Source organism: Bradyrhizobium sp. TM102 (assembly GCF_009176685.1).
Lineage (GTDB): Bacteria > Pseudomonadota > Alphaproteobacteria > Rhizobiales > Xanthobacteraceae > Bradyrhizobium > Bradyrhizobium ottawaense.
In genome coordinates this window covers 1,149,368-1,165,804 of the sequence record NZ_AP021855.1, presented here as the reverse complement: position 1 = coordinate 1,165,804, position 16,437 = coordinate 1,149,368, and the positions used below count along the sequence as shown (strand labels likewise).

Annotated in this window: 17 protein-coding genes; 8 read left to right on the top strand and 9 right to left on the bottom strand. The window is 64.6% G+C overall.

Translation table 11 applies throughout. The features are described from left to right. Window positions 1-27: 27 nt before the first annotated feature. The 4 genes from GDN70_RS05385 (at window position 28) to GDN70_RS05375 (ending at window position 3,636) form a co-directional block, all read left to right on the top strand. Window positions 28-1,386: an aromatic ring-hydroxylating dioxygenase subunit alpha gene (locus GDN70_RS05385; protein WP_152102253.1), complete on the top strand. Its 1,359-nt coding sequence runs from the start codon at window positions 28-30 to the stop codon at window positions 1,384-1,386. A gap of 130 nt (window positions 1,387-1,516) precedes the next feature. Then, window positions 1,517-2,953: a glutamine synthetase family protein gene (locus GDN70_RS05380; RefSeq protein ID WP_095425026.1), complete on the top strand. Its 1,437-nt coding sequence runs from the start codon at window positions 1,517-1,519 to the stop codon at window positions 2,951-2,953. Between the two features lie 54 nt (window positions 2,954-3,007). Further along, entirely contained in the window at window positions 3,008-3,229 is a 222-nt protein-coding gene (locus tag GDN70_RS34860; RefSeq protein WP_152036305.1) for a hypothetical protein, read from the top strand. A gap of 53 nt (window positions 3,230-3,282) precedes the next feature. Further along, window positions 3,283-3,636, top strand: coding sequence for a hypothetical protein (locus GDN70_RS05375; RefSeq protein ID WP_028139760.1), 354 nt, complete (start codon window positions 3,283-3,285; stop codon window positions 3,634-3,636). Window positions 3,637-3,673: 37 nt separating this feature from the next. Here GDN70_RS05375 and GDN70_RS05370 read toward each other — a convergent pair whose 3' ends face one another. The 9 genes from GDN70_RS05370 to GDN70_RS05330 form a co-directional block, all read right to left on the bottom strand. After that, window positions 3,674-5,896: a TonB-dependent siderophore receptor gene (locus GDN70_RS05370; protein ID WP_244625869.1), complete on the bottom strand. Its 2,223-nt coding sequence runs from the start codon at window positions 5,894-5,896 to the stop codon at window positions 3,674-3,676. Window positions 5,897-6,074: 178 nt separating this feature from the next. Further along, window positions 6,075-6,719, bottom strand: a complete 645-nt coding sequence (locus tag GDN70_RS05365) for an AraC family transcriptional regulator (protein ID WP_240536289.1) — start codon at window positions 6,717-6,719, stop codon at window positions 6,075-6,077. 375 nt (window positions 6,720-7,094) lie between these two features. Then, window positions 7,095-7,808 carry an ABC transporter ATP-binding protein gene (locus GDN70_RS05360; RefSeq protein ID WP_028139757.1) on the bottom strand — a complete coding sequence of 238 codons (714 nt, stop codon included), beginning with the start codon at window positions 7,806-7,808 and terminating at the stop codon, window positions 7,095-7,097. Further along, window positions 7,801-8,568: an ABC transporter ATP-binding protein gene (locus tag GDN70_RS05355; protein ID WP_018316880.1), complete on the bottom strand. Its 768-nt coding sequence runs from the start codon at window positions 8,566-8,568 to the stop codon at window positions 7,801-7,803. Before GDN70_RS05355 ends, GDN70_RS05360 begins: the two co-directional genes overlap by 8 nt. Further along, window positions 8,561-9,505, bottom strand: coding sequence for a branched-chain amino acid ABC transporter permease (locus GDN70_RS05350; RefSeq protein ID WP_038970763.1), 945 nt, complete (start codon window positions 9,503-9,505; stop codon window positions 8,561-8,563). The genes GDN70_RS05355 and GDN70_RS05350 overlap by 8 nt, the downstream gene beginning before the upstream one ends. Further along, a complete protein-coding gene (locus GDN70_RS05345) occupies window positions 9,502-10,419 on the bottom strand; it encodes a branched-chain amino acid ABC transporter permease (RefSeq protein ID WP_028139755.1) in 918 nt (305 codons plus the stop codon). The genes GDN70_RS05350 and GDN70_RS05345 overlap by 4 nt, the downstream gene beginning before the upstream one ends. A 299-nt stretch (window positions 10,420-10,718) precedes the next feature. Beyond that, the gene (locus GDN70_RS05340; protein WP_038946890.1) at window positions 10,719-10,937 is read right to left on the bottom strand and encodes a hypothetical protein; all 219 of its coding nucleotides are present in this window, start codon (window positions 10,935-10,937) and stop codon (window positions 10,719-10,721) included. A gap of 1 nt (window position 10,938) precedes the next feature. Next, window positions 10,939-11,598 carry an acyl-homoserine-lactone synthase gene (locus GDN70_RS05335; RefSeq protein ID WP_038946889.1) on the bottom strand — a complete coding sequence of 220 codons (660 nt, stop codon included), beginning with the start codon at window positions 11,596-11,598 and terminating at the stop codon, window positions 10,939-10,941. 82 nt (window positions 11,599-11,680) lie between these two features. Further along, window positions 11,681-12,409, bottom strand: a complete 729-nt coding sequence (locus GDN70_RS05330) for a LuxR family transcriptional regulator (protein ID WP_028139752.1) — start codon at window positions 12,407-12,409, stop codon at window positions 11,681-11,683. Window positions 12,410-12,574: 165 nt separating this feature from the next. On the opposite strand from GDN70_RS05330, the gene GDN70_RS05325 reads away from it, so the two are divergent. The 4 genes from GDN70_RS05325 to GDN70_RS05310 all read left to right on the top strand — a co-directional run bounded on the left by GDN70_RS05325 (window position 12,575) and on the right by GDN70_RS05310 (window position 16,280). Then, window positions 12,575-12,751 (top strand): hypothetical protein, encoded by a 177-nt coding sequence (locus GDN70_RS05325; protein WP_085968000.1) that lies wholly within the window; start codon window positions 12,575-12,577, stop codon window positions 12,749-12,751. Between the two features lie 379 nt (window positions 12,752-13,130). Next, window positions 13,131-14,069 carry a LysR family transcriptional regulator gene (locus tag GDN70_RS05320; protein ID WP_028139751.1) on the top strand — a complete coding sequence of 313 codons (939 nt, stop codon included), beginning with the start codon at window positions 13,131-13,133 and terminating at the stop codon, window positions 14,067-14,069. Window positions 14,070-14,212: 143 nt separating this feature from the next. Next, window positions 14,213-15,091 (top strand): shikimate dehydrogenase, encoded by an 879-nt coding sequence (locus tag GDN70_RS05315; protein WP_028139750.1) that lies wholly within the window; start codon window positions 14,213-14,215, stop codon window positions 15,089-15,091. Between the two features lie 58 nt (window positions 15,092-15,149). Continuing rightward, a complete protein-coding gene (locus GDN70_RS05310) occupies window positions 15,150-16,280 on the top strand; it encodes an ABC transporter substrate-binding protein (RefSeq protein ID WP_152102252.1) in 1,131 nt (376 codons plus the stop codon). The last annotated feature ends 157 nt before the right edge of the window (window positions 16,281-16,437 follow it).

The window sequence follows — 16,437 nt, the reverse complement described above, 5'->3', positions numbered from 1 at the left end:
GCCACTCCACAGAGGGATGCTACTGCCATGATGAGCCAGGAGCAGAACGACCTGATCACCCGCACTGGTCCGAAGGATCCGTGCGGAAAGTTGATGCGGAGCTACTGGCAGCCGGCGGCGCTGGTGGATGAGTTCGAAGGCGATCGTCCGATCCGTCCCGTCAAGCTGCTCGGCGAGAACCTGGTGCTGTTCCGTGACGAGACCGGACGCTACGGCCTGATCGACCGGCACTGCGCGCATCGCGGCGCCGACCTCGCGTTCGGACGGCTCGAGCACGGCGGCCTGCGCTGCGCCTTCCACGGCTGGCTGTTCGACGCCACCGGCCAGTGCATCGAGACGCCGGCCGAGCCGAAGGACTCGAAGCTCTGCCAGAACATCCGCCAGCGCTCCTATCCGGTGGTCGAGAAGAGCGGCATCCTCTGGGCCTATCTCGGCGAGGGTGAGCCGCCGGCTTTTCCGGAGCTCGATTGCTTCGTCGCCCCTGATACTCACACCTTTGCGTTCAAGGGCCACATGGCCTGCAACTGGCTTCAGGCGCTCGAAGTCGGCATCGATCCCGCGCACGCCTCCTATCTGCATCGCTTCTTCGAGGACGAGGACACCTCCACCGCCTACGGCAAGCAATTCCGCGGCGCCTCCGCCGGGTCTGATCTGCCGATGACGAAGATCTTGCGCGAGTACGACCGCCCGATCATCAATGTCGAGCACACCGAATACGGCCTGAGGCTGATCGCGCTGCGCGAGATCGACGAGGAGCGTACCCATGTGCGCGTCACCAACCAGCTCTTCCCGCACGGCTTCGTCATCCCTATGAGCACGGAGATGACGATCACGCAGTGGCATGTGCCGGTCGACGACGAGAACTGCTACTGGTACGCGACCTTCACCAGCTATTCGAACCCGGTCGACAAGCAGAAGATGCGCGACCAGCGGCTCGAGCTCTATGAGCTGCCGGACTACAAATCGCGCAAGAACCGCGGCAACGATTACGGCTTCGATCCGCACGAGCAGCAGACCGCGACCTATACCGGCATGGGCACCGACATCAACGTCCACGACCAGTGGGCGGTGGAATCGATGGGCGCGATCCAGGACCGCACCAAGGAGCATCTCGGCTCGAGCGACAAGGCGATCGTGCAATATCGCCGCCTGCTGCGACAGGAGATCGAGAAGGTCGGCGGCGGCGAGAAGCCGATGCTGTTCCTGGACGAGGCCAACGCGCGCAGCATCCAGGGACCGGCGACCATGGACGGCATCGGGCCGACCCAGGGGTGGGAGCTCTACTGGATGGAGATCGACGTCAAGCGCCGCCGCGGCGCACCCTGGGCCGCACCGGTGCCGAAGGAGATCGCGGACAACGTGCACCGGCTGACGGCGGCGGAGTGACGTTCGTGCACCGAACCCGTAGGGTGGGCAAGAGCGCAACGCGCCGTGCCCACCATGCTTCGGTGTGGTCGATAGACGCGGTGGGCACGCTCCGCTTTGCCCACCCTACGGCAGCTGAGGGAGTAGCAAAGTGACTTTCGTCGCGCGTCATGCGCTGTGGTCGGATGAGCAGAGGGACGCCGCGACGCGCATGCGCCGTCTCGTCGAGGACAAGAACCTCGAGGTCATCCGCCTCGCCTTCCCCGACCAGCACGGCATCCTGCGCGGCAAGACCATCATCGCCTCCGAGGCGATCGCCTCGCTGGAGAGCGGCTGCTCCATCACAACGACCATGCTCGCCAAGGATACTTCGCACCGCACGGTATTCCCGGTGTTCACCGCGGGCGGCGGCTTCGGCATGAAGGAGATGGAGGGCGCGGCCGACGTGCTGATGGTCGCCGACCCCACGACGTTTCGCGTCTTGCCGTGGGCGCCGACCACGGGCTGGGTGCTGTGCGACCTCTACTTCAATGACGGCCGCCCGGTGCCGTTCGCGACGCGCTCGCTCTATCGCAAGGTGCTCGACCAGCTCGCCAGCCGCGGCCACGATTTCGTCGCCGGGCTCGAGGTCGAATTCCACATCTTCAAGCTCGACGACCCGCATATGCGGCCCGAGGACGCCGGCCAGCCGGGCACGCCACCATCAGTGAGCCTGCTCAGCCACGGCTATCAATATCTCACCGAGCAGCGCTTCGATCAGATGGAGCCGGTGCTGGAGATCCTGCGCCGCGACATCGTCGCGCTCGGGCTGCCCCTGCGCTCGGTCGAGGTCGAGTTCGGGCCGAGCCAGTGCGAGTTCACCTTCGCGCCGAAGAAGGGCCTGGAGCCCGCCGACAACATGGTGCTGTTTCGGAGCGCCGTGAAGCAGATCGCGCGCCGGCACGGCTATCACGCCACCTTCATGTGCCGCCCGAAACTGCCGAATGTGTTCGCGAGCGGCTGGCACCTGCACCAGTCGATCGTCTCGCGCGCCAGCGGCGAAAACATCTTCATGGCCAAGGACGGCAGTGAGCCGCTCAGCGCGTTTGGCCGGGCGTACCTTGGCGGCCTGCTCGACCACGCCCGCGCCTCGACCGTGTTCACCACGCCGACCATCAACGGCTACAAGCGCTACCGCTCCTATTCGCTGGCGCCCGACCGCGCGATCTGGGGCCGCGACAATCGCGGCGTGATGATCCGCGTGCTCGGCGGTGCCAATGATGCCGCAACGCGCCTGGAGAACCGCATCGGCGAGCCCGCCGCCAATCCCTATCTCTACATGGCCTCGCAGATTCTCTCGGGCCTCGACGGCGTCGATCGCAAGCTCGATCCCGGCCCCTCCGCCGACACGCCCTACGAGACCAAGGCGCCGCTGCTGCCGAAATCGTTACGCGATGCGGTCAGCGCGCTGAAGGACGATCCGTTCTTCCGCGAGAAGTTCGGTCCGGAGTTCGTCGACTATTACACCCACATCAAGAACGCCGAGATCGACCGCTTCCTGTCAGAAGTGACCGATTGGGAGCACCGCGAGTATTTCGAGGCGTTTTGACATCCTGTCTTGGAAGTCCGCTCAAGAGCGCAACAGCTCCAGGCTCACGGCCGTGTGAAGCGGCTTCGTCGCGCCGGTTCCGACGACATCGCACCGCTGCCGGACGAAGCCATTTTCCATCCCCGCGAAAACCCACTGAAAGACTCCTGCGCTAGGATTCCTGCATGTGATCAACAGTGGAGTTCGATCATGTGGGACCAGTTATTCAGCCTGATCTACCGCCTGTCGTGCCGGGCAACCTTGATCAACATCGGTCGGCATCATCTGGCGCGCTGAACTCAATGGATGCGCGATAGGTAAGACGGATTGACCAGATTAGGAGCGTTTCCATGCGCAAGCTGATCCTGATCGCAACGGTGTCTCTGCTCACAAGCCAGGCCTATGCGGGTGGGTCGCGGAGCCTCAGTCTCGCAGCGAGCAATTCCAGCCAGCAGGCGATCGAGCAACCCGCCACGGCGGCAACGGTCTCGCCGCAAACCACCCAGGCGCCGTCGCAGCCGGCAAATGTCCAGACTGCGACCACCGCACCAACCTCAGCAACGGCACCGGCGGCCACGGTGGCACCAACCACGCAATCTACGCCGCCGGCAAGCACGGCCGGAACGACCAAGCCGAAGCGGCGTCAGCTGTCCACCGACGCCCAAATCGTCCGTGCGCTGCATCGCCACGGGATCTATTGGTAGGATCGGCAGCCGGCCCCGGTCTTCACCATCGCCATACTCACCAGCGGTAGCCGAGCGTTGCGATGACGGTCAGCGGTGCGCCGCGGTAGCAGTACCCGACCTGGCACGTGGTGTAGTGCAGATTGAACAGGTTCTTGGCGTTGACCTGGAACTGCAGGCCCTTCAGCTCCTTCGCCGCCTGGCCGAAATCATATTTCAGCGCAGCATCGACCAGGGTCACCGAACTGTTCTTGAACGTGTTCAGATCGTCGCCATAGCTCCAGGACATGTAACGCACGCCGCCACCGATGCTCAGTCCCGCAAACGGGCCGGCCAGCGGCAGGGCATAGTTGCCCCACAGCGTCGCGGTGTGCGGAGGATTGCCCGACGGAAACTTGCCGATCTGCGCGCTGTCGCCGGCCTGCTTGGTGACCATGTCGAGATAGGTGTAGGACGAGGTGATGTCGAAACCACCGCCGAGGCTCGCCAGCGCCTGCAATTCGAAGCCGCGGCTTTGAATCTCGCCGCGCTGGACCGTGACGCCGGTCCCGGTCGTGACCAGGCCCCCGCTCTGGGTCAGGTCGAACACCGCAGCAGTGATGAAGCTCCTCGTCCCCTGCGGCTGATATTTGACGCCGATCTCGGTCTGCTTGCCGGTGGTGGGCTTGAAGAAGGCGCCTGTGGGATCGACGCCGAGATTGGGAAAGAACGAGGTTGAATAGGCGACGTAAGGCGCAACTCCGGAATCGAACACATAGGTCAGCCCGGCGCGCCCGCTATAGGCCTGTTCGGACTGCTGCTGGCGGGTCAGCGCGAACTGATCCTCGCCCGTGGTGCGAACCCAGTCGCTGCGGCCGCTCAGCGTCAGGATCCAGTGGTCGAGCTTGGCCTGGTCCTGGATGTACACGCCGGACTGGGTCTGCCGCTGCTGCGTCGAGGACGAGATCGCGGGATCGGGAATGGATTCCGGCGCGTAGACCGGCGCGGCCAGATTGAGAGGGGAAACCCCGAAGCCGAATCCCTGCTTGTCGTTGAATTTCGATGCCGTGTAGTCGGTGCCGACCAGGAGCGTATGCTGCACCGGGCCGGTCGAGAGTTTTGCCTCGACCTGATTGTCCATGATGGCCGATTGCAGCGTATCGTGGACGTAGCCGGTATAGCGTGAGACGACATTGCCGACGGGAGCGCCGAGAAAGCCGACATAGCGCGTGACCGCATCGACGTCGACATAGCGGAATTTCTGGCGAACGGTCACGGCGTTGTTGAACGCGTGCTCGAACAGATAGCCGACGCGTCCCTGCTCCTGGTCGAGCGAATTGTAGGACGGGCTGCCGGTAAAGATGTCCGTCGTCGTGCCGGTGCCCGTGGAATAGGTGAACATGGACCCCGGCGTCTTCGATTTCTGGTACGCGCCGAGAATGGTGAGGGTCGTCGATTGGTCCGGCTTCCAGGTGACGGCGGGAGCGACGTAGATACGATTGTCCTTGCCGCCGGGCACGAACACGTCGGCGTCGCGCACGACGCCGGTCAACCGATAGGAAAATTGGCCGTTGGGATCGACCGGACCCGAGAGATCGAAATTGCCCTGAACGCGCTCGCGGTCGCCGAACACCGTCTGCACCTCGTGGAACGGCTGGCTGGTCGGCAGCTTGCTCTGCAGGTCGATCAATCCGCCGGGCGAGCCGAGACCGTAGAGGGCCGAGCTCGGCCCGCGCACCACGGTGATGCTGTCAACGCCATAAGGCTCGGTCTTGAACACGCCGAGACCGGCGCCGACGAGGCGCAGGCCGTCGAGATAGACGCCGTTATAGGTGATGTCGAAGCCGCGGATCGAGATCGCGTCGAAGCGCGGATCGTAGCCGGAGGCATCGATGCGGACGCCCGGCTCATAGCCGACCGCTTCCGTCAGCGTCTGCACGGCGCGGTCGTTGAGCTCCTTGCGGGTCACGACCGAGATCGACTGCGGCGTCTCGAGCAGCGGGGTGTTCGTCTTCGTGCCTGCCGAGCTGCTGCTTGCGACATAGCTGTTCTCGCTCGACGCGTTGGCGCGGCCGCTGTCCGCCTCGCGCGCATCAGAATTTCTGGCTTGTCCGGACCCGGCATTGCGCGGGATTGCGACGCGGCCGCGCTGCGATTGTGAGGCGCGCTGGGCAGATTGGGCACGCGGACGCGCCTGGCTCGGTGCCTCCACCGTGACCGGAGGCAATGTGCCGGCCGTCGAAGGCGAATTGGTTCCGGAGACCTGTGCCGCCGAGGGCGTCGCGTGCAGGACCGCTCCCAAACCGGCCGCTCCCAGACCAGTTCTCACCATTCGTTCCCAGCCGAGCGTCTGCCCGTCGTTCCGCCTCATCGTATCCCCCGAGTTCCGTGTTCAACAACCCGGGTGTAACCAGATCAAAGCGATCGCCGCCTTTGCGCGCGCGCAAATCACCTTTGATCCCACGTGGAGGCTTTCGAGTTTACTGATAGCGGCTCGGCGAATGGCCGAAGCGCCTGCGGAAGGCTGTCGCGAAATTCGCCGGATGGGCATAGCCGACCCGATAGGCCGCTTCGGTGACGGACAAGCGCTGGTGAATCAAAAAGGCACGTGCGGCATCGAGCCGCTGAGCCCTGAGATAGTCGATCGCGCTCTGGCCATATGCCATCCGGAATTTCTGGTTGAAGGACCTGCGGCTCAGCCCCGCGTTCCGCGCCAGTTCGTCGATGCTCCAGGGATAGGCGAGATCGGCGTCCATCCGCTGCTTCACCGATTGCAGCCGCGTCCACTGCAGATCGGTGGTCGGATCGGTCGCAATCCGGCCGCGCTCGCCGAACAAGGCGTGGACCACGATCTCGGCGGCATGCGCTGACAGCAGCAATTGCGCCGCGTTGCCGGTGACCGGCGGCGAAAACATTTCTGCCGCGACCGCCTGTATGCGCGCAGACGCTCTCAGAGAGACGATCGCTGCGCCCGAGACGTCGTTCGCAAACAGCGCCCGAAACTCATCGCCGAGTCCGAGTCCATCGATCGAGGTTTGGGGAAACGCCAGGCCGATCGCGGAACGCTCGCCGGAGTGAACCGCGCGTTCCGCTGCGCAGGTTTCGCGCACGGCAATTGCCGTCATCTGCCCTTCGCAGCCAGTGCTGCGCGTCAGAATGCCGCGTCCTGCGTCACCATCAACGGAGACCGAGATGAACAGGCCCGGGGCTGCGATGGCAGAGCCCCCGGCATCGGCTCGAAACTCGCCTCTGACAAACACGCAGCCCGGAAAATCCAGCCATTGCGCTGTCGAAGCGCCCGGCTGTGCGGAACCGATGTCGTCTTGAGGCCGTCCGACAATTTGATCGTAGAAGTCCCGCATCGAATCCGCTTACGCCGCGGCTTGTTTGACCGCTGGCGGCGGCGCGCTCAAGAGCTCTGCGCGCGGTTTGGAGGGATTCGAAACTGGATTTGCTCGAAGGGAATCTTGTGCGTTACGCGCGGTCGGCAGCAACGCGCGTCAGATGCCGAGATATTTGTGCTGGAGATCCGGTTCCGCCATCAGCTGATCGGAGGTGCCGCTCCACACCGTCCTGCCGCGCTCGATGATGGTGTGGCGGTCGCAGATGCGGGCGAGGTGGTCGACGTTCTTGTCGACGACCAGGATCGACTGTCCGCGGCTCTTGAGCAGCGACAGGCAGTGCCAGATTTCTTCGCGGATCAGCGGCGCGAGGCCCTCGGTCGCTTCGTCCAGGATCAGGAGCTTTGGATTGGTCATCAGCGCGCGGCCGATCGCGAGCATCTGCTGCTCGCCGCCCGAGAGCTGGTTGCCCATGTTGGACGCGCGTTCAGCAAGGCGCGGGAACAGCACGTAGATCGCGGCCAGCGTCCAGGGATTGGGGCTGCTGAAGCGGTCGGCGGCGGCCGCGACCAGATTCTCGCGCACGGTGAGGTTCGGGAAGATCTGGCGGCCCTCAGGAACCAGGCCGACGCCGAGCTTTGCGATCCTGTAGGAGGGAAGCTGCCTGACCTCGGCGCCCGCGAAACGAATGCTGCCTGATCGCGCCGGCGTCAGGCCCATGATGGAGCGGATGGTCGTGGTCTTGCCCATGCCGTTGCGGCCCATCAGCGAGACCATCTCGCCGGGCTTGATCGACAGCGACAGGCCGAACAGCACCTGGGAGAGGCCATAGCAGGTCTCGATGCCGTCAACCTCGAGCAGCGTATCAGCCATGATGCGTCACCACGTGCTGGTCCCCGAGATAGGCGCGCTTGACGTCCTCGTTGGCACGGATCGCGGCCGGATCGCCCGAGGCGATGACGCGGCCATAGACCAGCACCGTGATGCGGTCGGCAAGCGCGAACACCGCCGGCATGTCGTGCTCGACCAGCACGATCGAGACTTCCTTGCGCAGCTCCTGGAGCAGCTTGACCATGCGCTGGGATTCGGTGACCCCCAAGCCCGCCATCGGCTCGTCGAGCAGCAAGAGCTTCGGCTTGCTCGCGAGCGCGACCGCAAGCTCGAGCTCGCGGCGCTCGCCGTGGCTGAGCCTGTTCACCACGACGTCGGCGCGATGCAACAGGCCGACGCGATCGAGCGCCGCATGCGCGGCATCGCGCAAGGATCGCTCCTTGCGCGCATTGGCAAAGAAGCGGAACGAGGTGCCGGCATGGGCTTGTGCCGCCAGCGCGACATTGTCCGCGGCGGTGAAATCGAGCAGCAGCGAGGTGATCTGGAACGAACGCGCCAGACCCAGCGCGCAGCGGCGATAGGCCGGCAGATAGGTGATGTCGCGCCCCGCCAGCGAGACGCTGCCGGAATGCGGCTCGAGATGCCCGGTGAGCTGGCTGATCAGCGTGGTCTTGCCGGCGCCGTTCGGGCCGATGATGGCGTGCAGCTCGCCCGCGGCGACGTCGAGCGAGACGTTATCCGTCGCAACGATGCCGCCGAAGCGACGCACCAGCTTTTCGACGCGAAGCAGGGGTTCAGCCACGGCCGGCCCTCCCCAGCATGCCCATGATGCCGCCGCGCCCGAACAGCACGATCAGCAGCAGCAGCGGGCCCATGATCAGCGCCCAATATTCGGTGATCTGCGACAGGAATTCCTCCAGCAGCAGGAACACCACCGCGCCCATGATCGGGCCGATCAGCGTGCCCATGCCCCCCAGGATCACCATCACCATGAGGTCGCCGGAGCGCGTCCAGTACATCACGGCCGGGCTGACGAAGTCGGTGTTGTTGGCGAGCAGCGCGCCGGCGAGGCCGCACATGGTGCCTGAAATGACGAAGCAGACGAGCTTGTAGCGCTTTGCCGGGAAGCCGATCGCCTGCATGCGCTGCTCGTTGGAGCGCAGGCCCTGCACGACGAGGCCGAAGCGCGAATTGACGATGCGCCAGATCAGGAAGATGACGCCGAGGAGGCAGGCGAGGCAGAGATAATAGAACTGCGTGCGGTTCGACAGGTTGACCAGCCCGGAGAAGTCGCTGCGCTTGTAGACGGTGAGGCCGTCATCGCCGCCGTAGCGTGCCAGCCCCGAAGCGACGTAATAGGCCATCTGCGCGAAGGCGAGCGTGATCATGATGAAATAGACGCCGCGGGTGCGCAACGAGAGCGCGCCGATCACGAGCGCATAGAGCGCGGACGCCGCGAGCGCGACCGGAAACTGGATGAAGCCGCTGCCGACGCCTTCCTGCGCCAGCATGCCGACGGCATAGCCGCCGATGCCGAGGTAGGCGGCATGGCCAAAGCTCATCATGCCGCCAAAACCCATGATGAGGTTGAGGCTGGCGGCCGCCAGCGCCAGGATGATGATGCGGGTGAACAGCGTCAGGATGAAGATGTTGCCGGAGAGCTGCGAATAGAGCGGCAGCAGCAGGAGGCCCGCCAGCATCAGGGCCGTGACGGCCTTGCTCACAGTGAAAGACTTCATCGACGGTTGGCCGGAAACAGCCCCTCCGGCCGTACCACCAGCACGATCGCCATCAGCAGGTAGATCAGCATGGAGGACAGCGCGGGCGCGGCGGTGGAGGCAGCGGCGCCGCTCAGCACCTGTCGCAGCAGATTAGGCAGGAAGGCGCGGCCGAGCGTGTCGATCATGCCGACGAAGATCGCGGCCAGGAACGCACCGCGGATCGAGCCGATGCCGCCGATCACGATGATGACGAAAGCGAGGATCAGGATGTTCTCGCCCATGCCGATCTGCACAGTGAGGATCGGCGCCTGCATCAGGCCGGCAAGGCCGGCGAGCGCGGCGCCCAGGCCGAACACCAGCGTGTAGAGCAGCTTGATGTTGATGCCGAGCGCGCCGATCATCTCGCGGTTGGAGGCGCCGGCGCGGATCAGCATGCCGATGCGGGTGCGCATCACGCCGAGATAGAGCAGCAGCGCCACCAGCAGCGCCACCACGATGATGGCGAGCCGATAGGCGGGATAGTGAATACCCGGCAGGATCGGCACCGGCACCGTGAGCCAGGCCGGCAGCGGCAGCGCAAGGCCGGCCGGGCCCCAGATCAGCCGCACGGCTTCGTTGAAGAACAGGATCAGGCCGAAGGTCGCCAGCACATGGTCGAGATGGTCGCGGCCATAGAGATGCCGTAGCGCGCTCATCTCCAGCACGATGCCGAGCACCAGCGTGGCCCCCAGCGCCATCAGCGCCCCGAGCAGGAAGCTGCCGGTCCACGCCGCGAAGGTCGCGGCGAAATAGGCGCCCATCATATAGAGCGAGCCGTGCGCGAGGTTGACGAGATCCATGATGCCGAACACCAGCGTCAGGCCGGCGGCGAGCAGGAACAGCAGCAGGCCGAACTGCAACCCGTTCAGGAACTGTTCGACGACAAGCAGCATCAAGACTCTTTCAGGCGCACGCGGTGTCGCGCCGATGTTCGAACACGTTCGCCATCAGTGAAAGAGCTCCCCCTGCCTGTTCAAGGCGGAAAAATGGGTAATGGCAGTATCGTTCCGAGGCAAGAGCGATTCGACACCAAACATGCACTTTGTTGCATGCCGATGCATGCGGTCGAGACGCTCCTGCAAGAAAGCTGCCGTGCCGGCTGGGGCAACCTGCCGCACCCAAACGATGACCCTCTCGCCGGCGGGCCGGCGAGAGGGTGCGACTTCGTCAGAATGTAAGGAAGGATTGCGTCCTAGTGCGACGTCATCTGCTGGGGAAGATCGTCCGGTTCGGCGAGCACGCTGTTGGCCGTCGAGGCCTCCAGCGCCGCCATCCGGAACAGATAGGCGAGCGTCGTCAATCCGGTGTCTTCCGCCATCTGCGCCAGCTCGAGCGCCATGTCCGACATGTAGCCGAGATCATCGTCCCTGATCTGCGCCATGATCTGGCTGTCCCGCATCATGTTCGACATCTCAGGCGCTCTTTCGTTGCGCGGCAGCAGCGCCGCAGAGGTTGGCACGGGCGACGGCGTCCAGACGCGGGCCGTCCTGGCGCACGACCGAGGTCATGCCGATACGATCGTGCAGGGCATCGAGGGTCTCGCGACGAATGTCGATGGTCGCCGCCATGGTCCATGCATTCTCCACCAGAGCGGGCAGGCCCAGCGGGGTCACCATGAAGCCGGCCTCGTGAAAGCGCGGCAGCCACCAGGTCTCCATGATCGCGCTGACCTGCGCGATCCCCTGATTGAGGCAGAACTCCTGCACCGCCGCCATCAGTTGCAGGTTGAGCGCGCCGTCGCGGCGATCACGCACGACGAAGTAGCGCGACCATTCCCAGACCAGCGGATCCGCGGGGCAGCCGCGCACCGACGCCAGGTGCGGGAACACCTCGCTCATCATCGAGGGCTTGGTCGTCGGGTAGAGCCGGTGGCCACCGATGACGCGCCGCCCCTCCAGCGCAAGCAGATAGACGGTATCCTCGTCGTCATAGGAATCGATCTCGCGGCAATCCGGCCTGCGTAGCGTCTCCCAGCGCCGCTCCTCGACGAAGATATCGTGGCGCAACCGGAAATGCTGCTCGATCACGTCTTCATAAAGGTGACGATTTACCGCAGAAATGGCGTGAATCATGAAAACCCCCAATCATCCTCAATGGGGGCAGACTCTGCCAAAAGAGCCGGATTCGATATTGGGAAATTTCCCAGTACGGCGCTTACGGATTGATGATCTTGTTCCGAATCGCCAGCGCCACCGCATGCGTGCGGTTGACGGCACCGAGCTTGCGCGCGGCAGTTGCAAGATGCTCTTCCGCGGTGCGCTGCGTGATGTGCAGGATCTCACCGATCTCCCAGGCCGACTTGCCCTGCGAGGCCCAGGAGATCACCTCGCGCTCGCGCGGGGTGAGGCGCGTCGAGGGATAAGGCGCCGGCTCGAGCAGACGGCGAATGTGGTCGAAGCCATACATCGCCATCAGATGCAGTGCCGGCTTGCTGCGCGGATTGAGGTCGAGATGAACGCCGCCAAGCGACACCGCGGCTTCATAGCCGGTGAGCCCGTGGATCGGCACGATGAAGCCCCGCGACATCCGAAAATCGGTGGCGCGGTTCATCACCTCGGCCGCGTTCGGCTCGAGTTCGGCGTCATAAGGTGCTTCCGACCATTCGAACGGATTGACCGATTGCCGGCACAGCCGCACCACCGGATCGAAGCGGTCGTAATTGTTCTGCGTGTAGAGGCTGAACCAGCCCGCCGGCCAGCGCTTGGCAAGCACCATCTGCGCAAACCGCTGGTCGGGATTGGGCAATCCCGTCACGATGATGGTTTCGAAGCCGAAGCGACCGAACGCCGTCTCGAGCGCATTCATGGCATCGGGCACCTTGCGATAGGTCCCCAAGCCTTCAATGAAGTCGAGCGCCTCCCGGCCATAATCCACGGCGGACATCAGTGCGTTTCCTGACTCTCGCCGTTCCGTATAGCACGTATTTGGGGACTGCCTCAATTCGCTGCGGCCGTAGTTTCCCGGTGCTCATCCGCCCTGAAGATTTAAACTACTTGTGGCAGAATTGACGTCACGATACACCTGAGCGACCGAAGCGGGAACACCACGATGGAAGACGAGGACATCGCCCTCAACAGCGTGCTCGGCCTGGAATTGAACCGCGTGTTTTTCGCCGTCCGCGAAACGGCCAACAAGCAGAAGATCATCGAGTTCGCGCGCGCGGTGCTGGAAGGCGAGCGCGAGGAGCTGGCCGAGAGCGTATTGCCGGAAGAGCCGGCGAGCTAGAACGCGGCTGCTAGACGACGCCGACGAGACAGGTCGCGCAACGATGCAGCCCCTTCCATTCGAATGGGCCGATTTTAGAAAACAGTCTGACAGCGAAGTTACTCTTATTGGAGAAGCTGGCGAGCCCGGCCGGGCTCTCGTGCCCCGGCCGCAGCGCAGCGTCTCCTTGACGATGCGCTGGAGAGGCGGGCCCACCTATCCGCAGCTTACCCTCTGACTTTCTGGGTCCCGGCTCTGCGCAGCAGCGTTTCACGCTGCAGCGCATCCGGGACACGAGAGCGACTTCCCTGCCCATCCACATCCACACACTTGCCGCTGGATGACATCGCGGCTCTCGTGAGATGATCGCCGCCGCGATCCTCTCTCGGGTGCCAAGAACATGATGACGCTGCGCCAGGTTGAAGTGATCCGTGCCGTGATGGTGACGGGCACCATCGGCGGTGCGGCGAAGCTGCTCAACGTCTCTGCGCCGGGGATCAGCCGCCTCGTCAAATACACCGAGCGCTCGCTCGGCATCCGCTTCTTCCAGCGCCAGAACGGGCGTTACTTCCCGACGCCGGAAGCCGAGAACATCTTCGAGCAGATCAACGGCGTCTACAAGAAGGTCGACGATCTCTCCGAGATCATCTCCAAGATCGGCCGCGGCGGCCTGTCGGAGCTGCGCATCGGCTCGGTGCCGAGCATCTCGCAGGTGATGGTGCCGCGCGCGATCGAGCGCGTCCGGCGCCGCTATCCCGATCTCGGCATCGACATCAACATCCTCAAGCTCGAGGAGGCCATCGACTATCTCATGCTCGGCCGCGGCGAGTGCGTGGCGATGAGCTACCGGCTGGAGCATTCCGGGCTCGACTTCATGCCGCTGGCCTCGGGCGAGCTGTACTGCATCGTGCCGCCGGGGCATGAGCTCGCCGGCCGCAAGCAGGTCTCGGCCGCCGAGATCACCCGCTATCCGCTGATCGGCATCGATCCCAACGATCCCTACGGCCGGATCATGGCCGAGATCTTTGCGCGCAACCGTCTCGCCTACAACATCACCATCCGCGCGCGCTTCGGCACCACGGTCTGCGCGCTGGTGAAGGCGGGCCTCGGCATCGCCATCATCGACCAGTTCACGGTGGCTCACGGCGGCTATCCCGGGATCGAGCTTCTGAAGATCACCGAGCCGACGCGGTTCGACACTTACATCGCGGTCAAGCGCGGCGCGCCGCTGTCGCTCCATGCCGAGTCTTTCATCGAGTCGCTGCGCGCCGAGATGCGCGCGGTCGAGCCGTCCCGCGGCAACGGCAAGGCCGGCGGCGCGCGCGGACGGAAGAAATAACATCATGTTAGGTTTGCCGGATAAAAGGGTAATTGTGTTAGGCGAGGGAAAGGCTATCGTCGCACCTGGAACTGCCCTTGGACTTGCGGGATTTCCCCGCTAATGGCCGGGACCGAACGCTCCCTTTGAGACGATAGCGAACCATGTCCAAGCGCGGATACGCCGCCAGCAAGAAGCTCCTCACCGGCCTGATCGGCGCGCCGATCGCACATTCCGCGTCCCCCGCCATGCATGAGCGCGCTGCCGAGGCGCTTGGCCTGCGCGGCCACTACCAGCTCATCGAGGTCGCCGGCGCCGATGCGGCCGGGCTTCGCATGATGCTCGAGGGCGTGCGGCGGCTCGGCTTTGCCGGCGTCAACGTCACCTACCCCTACAAGGAGGCAGTGGTCCCGCTGCTCGACGAGCTGGCGCCGGGCGCAGCCAGCATGGGCGCGGTCAACACCGTCGTCGTCAGGGACGGCCGCCTGACCGGCCACAACACCGACACCACGGGCTTTGCCCGCGCGGTGGCGCCGCTGCTGGCGCCCGCGGGGAATGCCGTTGCGGTGATCGGCGCCGGCGGCGTCGGCAAGGCGATCGCGTTTGCGCTGGCGAGCCTGAAAGTGTCCGACATCCGCATTTTCGACAGCGAGCCGGCGCGCGCCGCGGCGCTCGTCTCCCTGCTTGCACCACGTGGTGGAGCGAGGATCGCCGCAAGCGTCGAGGATGCGCTGGGCGGCGCAACCGGTCTCGTCAACGGCACGCCGGTCGGCATGCTGCCGAACCGGGGCATGCCGGTCACCGCCGATTTGCTGCATGAAAAGCTCTGGGTGGCGGATGCCGTCTATTCGCCCTTGATCACGCCGCTGCTGGCGGCGGCACAAGCCAAGGACGCGCGGATCATGACCGGGCGGGAGCTCGCGATCTACCAGGCTGCCGACGCTTTCGAACTGTTCACGGGCCTTGCCCCATCGACCGAGGTCATGGGAGAGGCATTCGACGAGGTGATGGCGGCACGAAGCTCGGCCTACCACGCAGCGTAAACCGAAGCGGCCGACACAAGGCCGCGGACAATTTCGACGAAAAATGGGAGGAGAAACCATGAAATCGACCCTGCTGGCAGGCGCCCTGCTTGCCTTCGCGACTGCAACCAGCGTCCACGCCCAGGCCATCAAGCTCGCCAACGTCGCCGAGCTCTCGGGCGGCGGCGCCACCGTCGGCACCAACTGGAAGAACGGCATCGACCTCGCCATCGAGGAGATCAACGCCAAGGGCGGCGTGCTCGGCCGCAAGCTGGAAGTCAGCCATGCCGACTCGCAATCCAACCCCGGCGTCGCCCGCGCCCAGGTGCAGAAGGCGCTCGACGCCGAGCCCTATGTGCTGCTCGGGCCCGGCTACTCCGGCTCGGTCAAGGTCACCGCGCCGCTCGCCGCCGAAGCGGGCATCGCGCAGATCATGGGCGGCGAAGCCGCCGAATTGACGCAGGCTGGAAACAAGTTCCTGTTCCGCACCTCGTTCGGCCAGCAATCCTCGATGCCGAAGGTCGCGAAATACATCCATGACGAGATGAAGGCGAAGACGGTCGCTGTGGTCTGGGTCAACAACGACTTCGGCCGCGGCGGCCGCGACGTCGTCGTCAAGGAGCTCGACCGGCTCGGCTCCAAGGTGGTCGCCGACGTCTCGACCGAGGCGGGCCAGGCCGACTTCGCCGCCGACGTCGGCAAGATCAAGGCTGCCAATCCGGACGCCGTGTTCGTCTACCTGAACGAGGAGGAGAGCGCGCGCATCCTGAAGGAGCTGAAGCGCCAGGGCGTCACCGCGCCGCTGATGGGCGAGACCACGCTGATCGGCCAGAAGGTGATCGAGCTCGCCGGCGACGCCGCCAACGGCGCACGCGGCCATGTCGGCCTCACCACCGATGCCCCGGTCGACCTGATCAAGGCGTTCCGCGAGAAATTTTCCAAGAAGTACAATTACGTGCCCGACCATAACGGCCTGAAGGGCTATCTCGCCGTCTACATGGTGAAAGCCACCACCGAGAAGATGGGCAAGGTCGACCCGAAGAAGTTTGCCGAGACGCTGCACGGTCTCACCATCAAGGCCGCGGACGAGCCGGGCATCCTGATGGACGTCACCTTCAGCGACACCGGCGACATCGACCGCCAGAGTTTTCTGGTCGAGGTGGTCGAAGGCAAGCAGGTGGTGAAGCAGGTGCTGCCCAAGGTGAAGTGAGGAACGTGGTCTTTCACCTCTCCCCGCTTGCGGGGAGAGGTCGGATCGCATCGTAGATGCGATCCGGGTGAGGGGGAGCCTCCGCGAGTCCGACTGTCAGCGACCCCGCGGAGACTCCCCCTCACCCCAACCCTCTCCCCGCAAGCGGGGAGAGGGG

Coding starts and splice junctions, on each gene's coding strand:
- GDN70_RS05315 (WP_028139750.1), top strand. CDS start 14,213: ATGTCCAAGCGCGGATACGCCGCCAGCAAGAAGCTCCTCACCGGCCTG.
- GDN70_RS05335 (WP_038946889.1), bottom strand. CDS start 11,598: ATGATTCACGCCATTTCTGCGGTAAATCGTCACCTTTATGAAGACGTG.
- GDN70_RS05365 (WP_240536289.1), bottom strand. CDS start 6,719: ATGACGGCAATTGCCGTGCGCGAAACCTGCGCAGCGGAACGCGCGGTT.
- GDN70_RS05385 (WP_152102253.1), top strand. CDS start 28: ATGATGAGCCAGGAGCAGAACGACCTGATCACCCGCACTGGTCCGAAG.
- GDN70_RS05310 (WP_152102252.1), top strand. CDS start 15,150: ATGAAATCGACCCTGCTGGCAGGCGCCCTGCTTGCCTTCGCGACTGCA.
- GDN70_RS05345 (WP_028139755.1), bottom strand. CDS start 10,419: ATGCTGCTTGTCGTCGAACAGTTCCTGAACGGGTTGCAGTTCGGCCTG.
- GDN70_RS05375 (WP_028139760.1), top strand. CDS start 3,283: ATGCGCAAGCTGATCCTGATCGCAACGGTGTCTCTGCTCACAAGCCAG.
- GDN70_RS05330 (WP_028139752.1), bottom strand. CDS start 12,409: ATGTCCGCCGTGGATTATGGCCGGGAGGCGCTCGACTTCATTGAAGGC.
- GDN70_RS05350 (WP_038970763.1), bottom strand. CDS start 9,505: ATGAAGTCTTTCACTGTGAGCAAGGCCGTCACGGCCCTGATGCTGGCG.
- GDN70_RS05320 (WP_028139751.1), top strand. CDS start 13,131: ATGATGACGCTGCGCCAGGTTGAAGTGATCCGTGCCGTGATGGTGACG.
- GDN70_RS05340 (WP_038946890.1), bottom strand. CDS start 10,937: ATGTCGAACATGATGCGGGACAGCCAGATCATGGCGCAGATCAGGGAC.
- GDN70_RS05360 (WP_028139757.1), bottom strand. CDS start 7,808: ATGGCTGATACGCTGCTCGAGGTTGACGGCATCGAGACCTGCTATGGC.
- GDN70_RS05325 (WP_085968000.1), top strand. CDS start 12,575: ATGGAAGACGAGGACATCGCCCTCAACAGCGTGCTCGGCCTGGAATTG.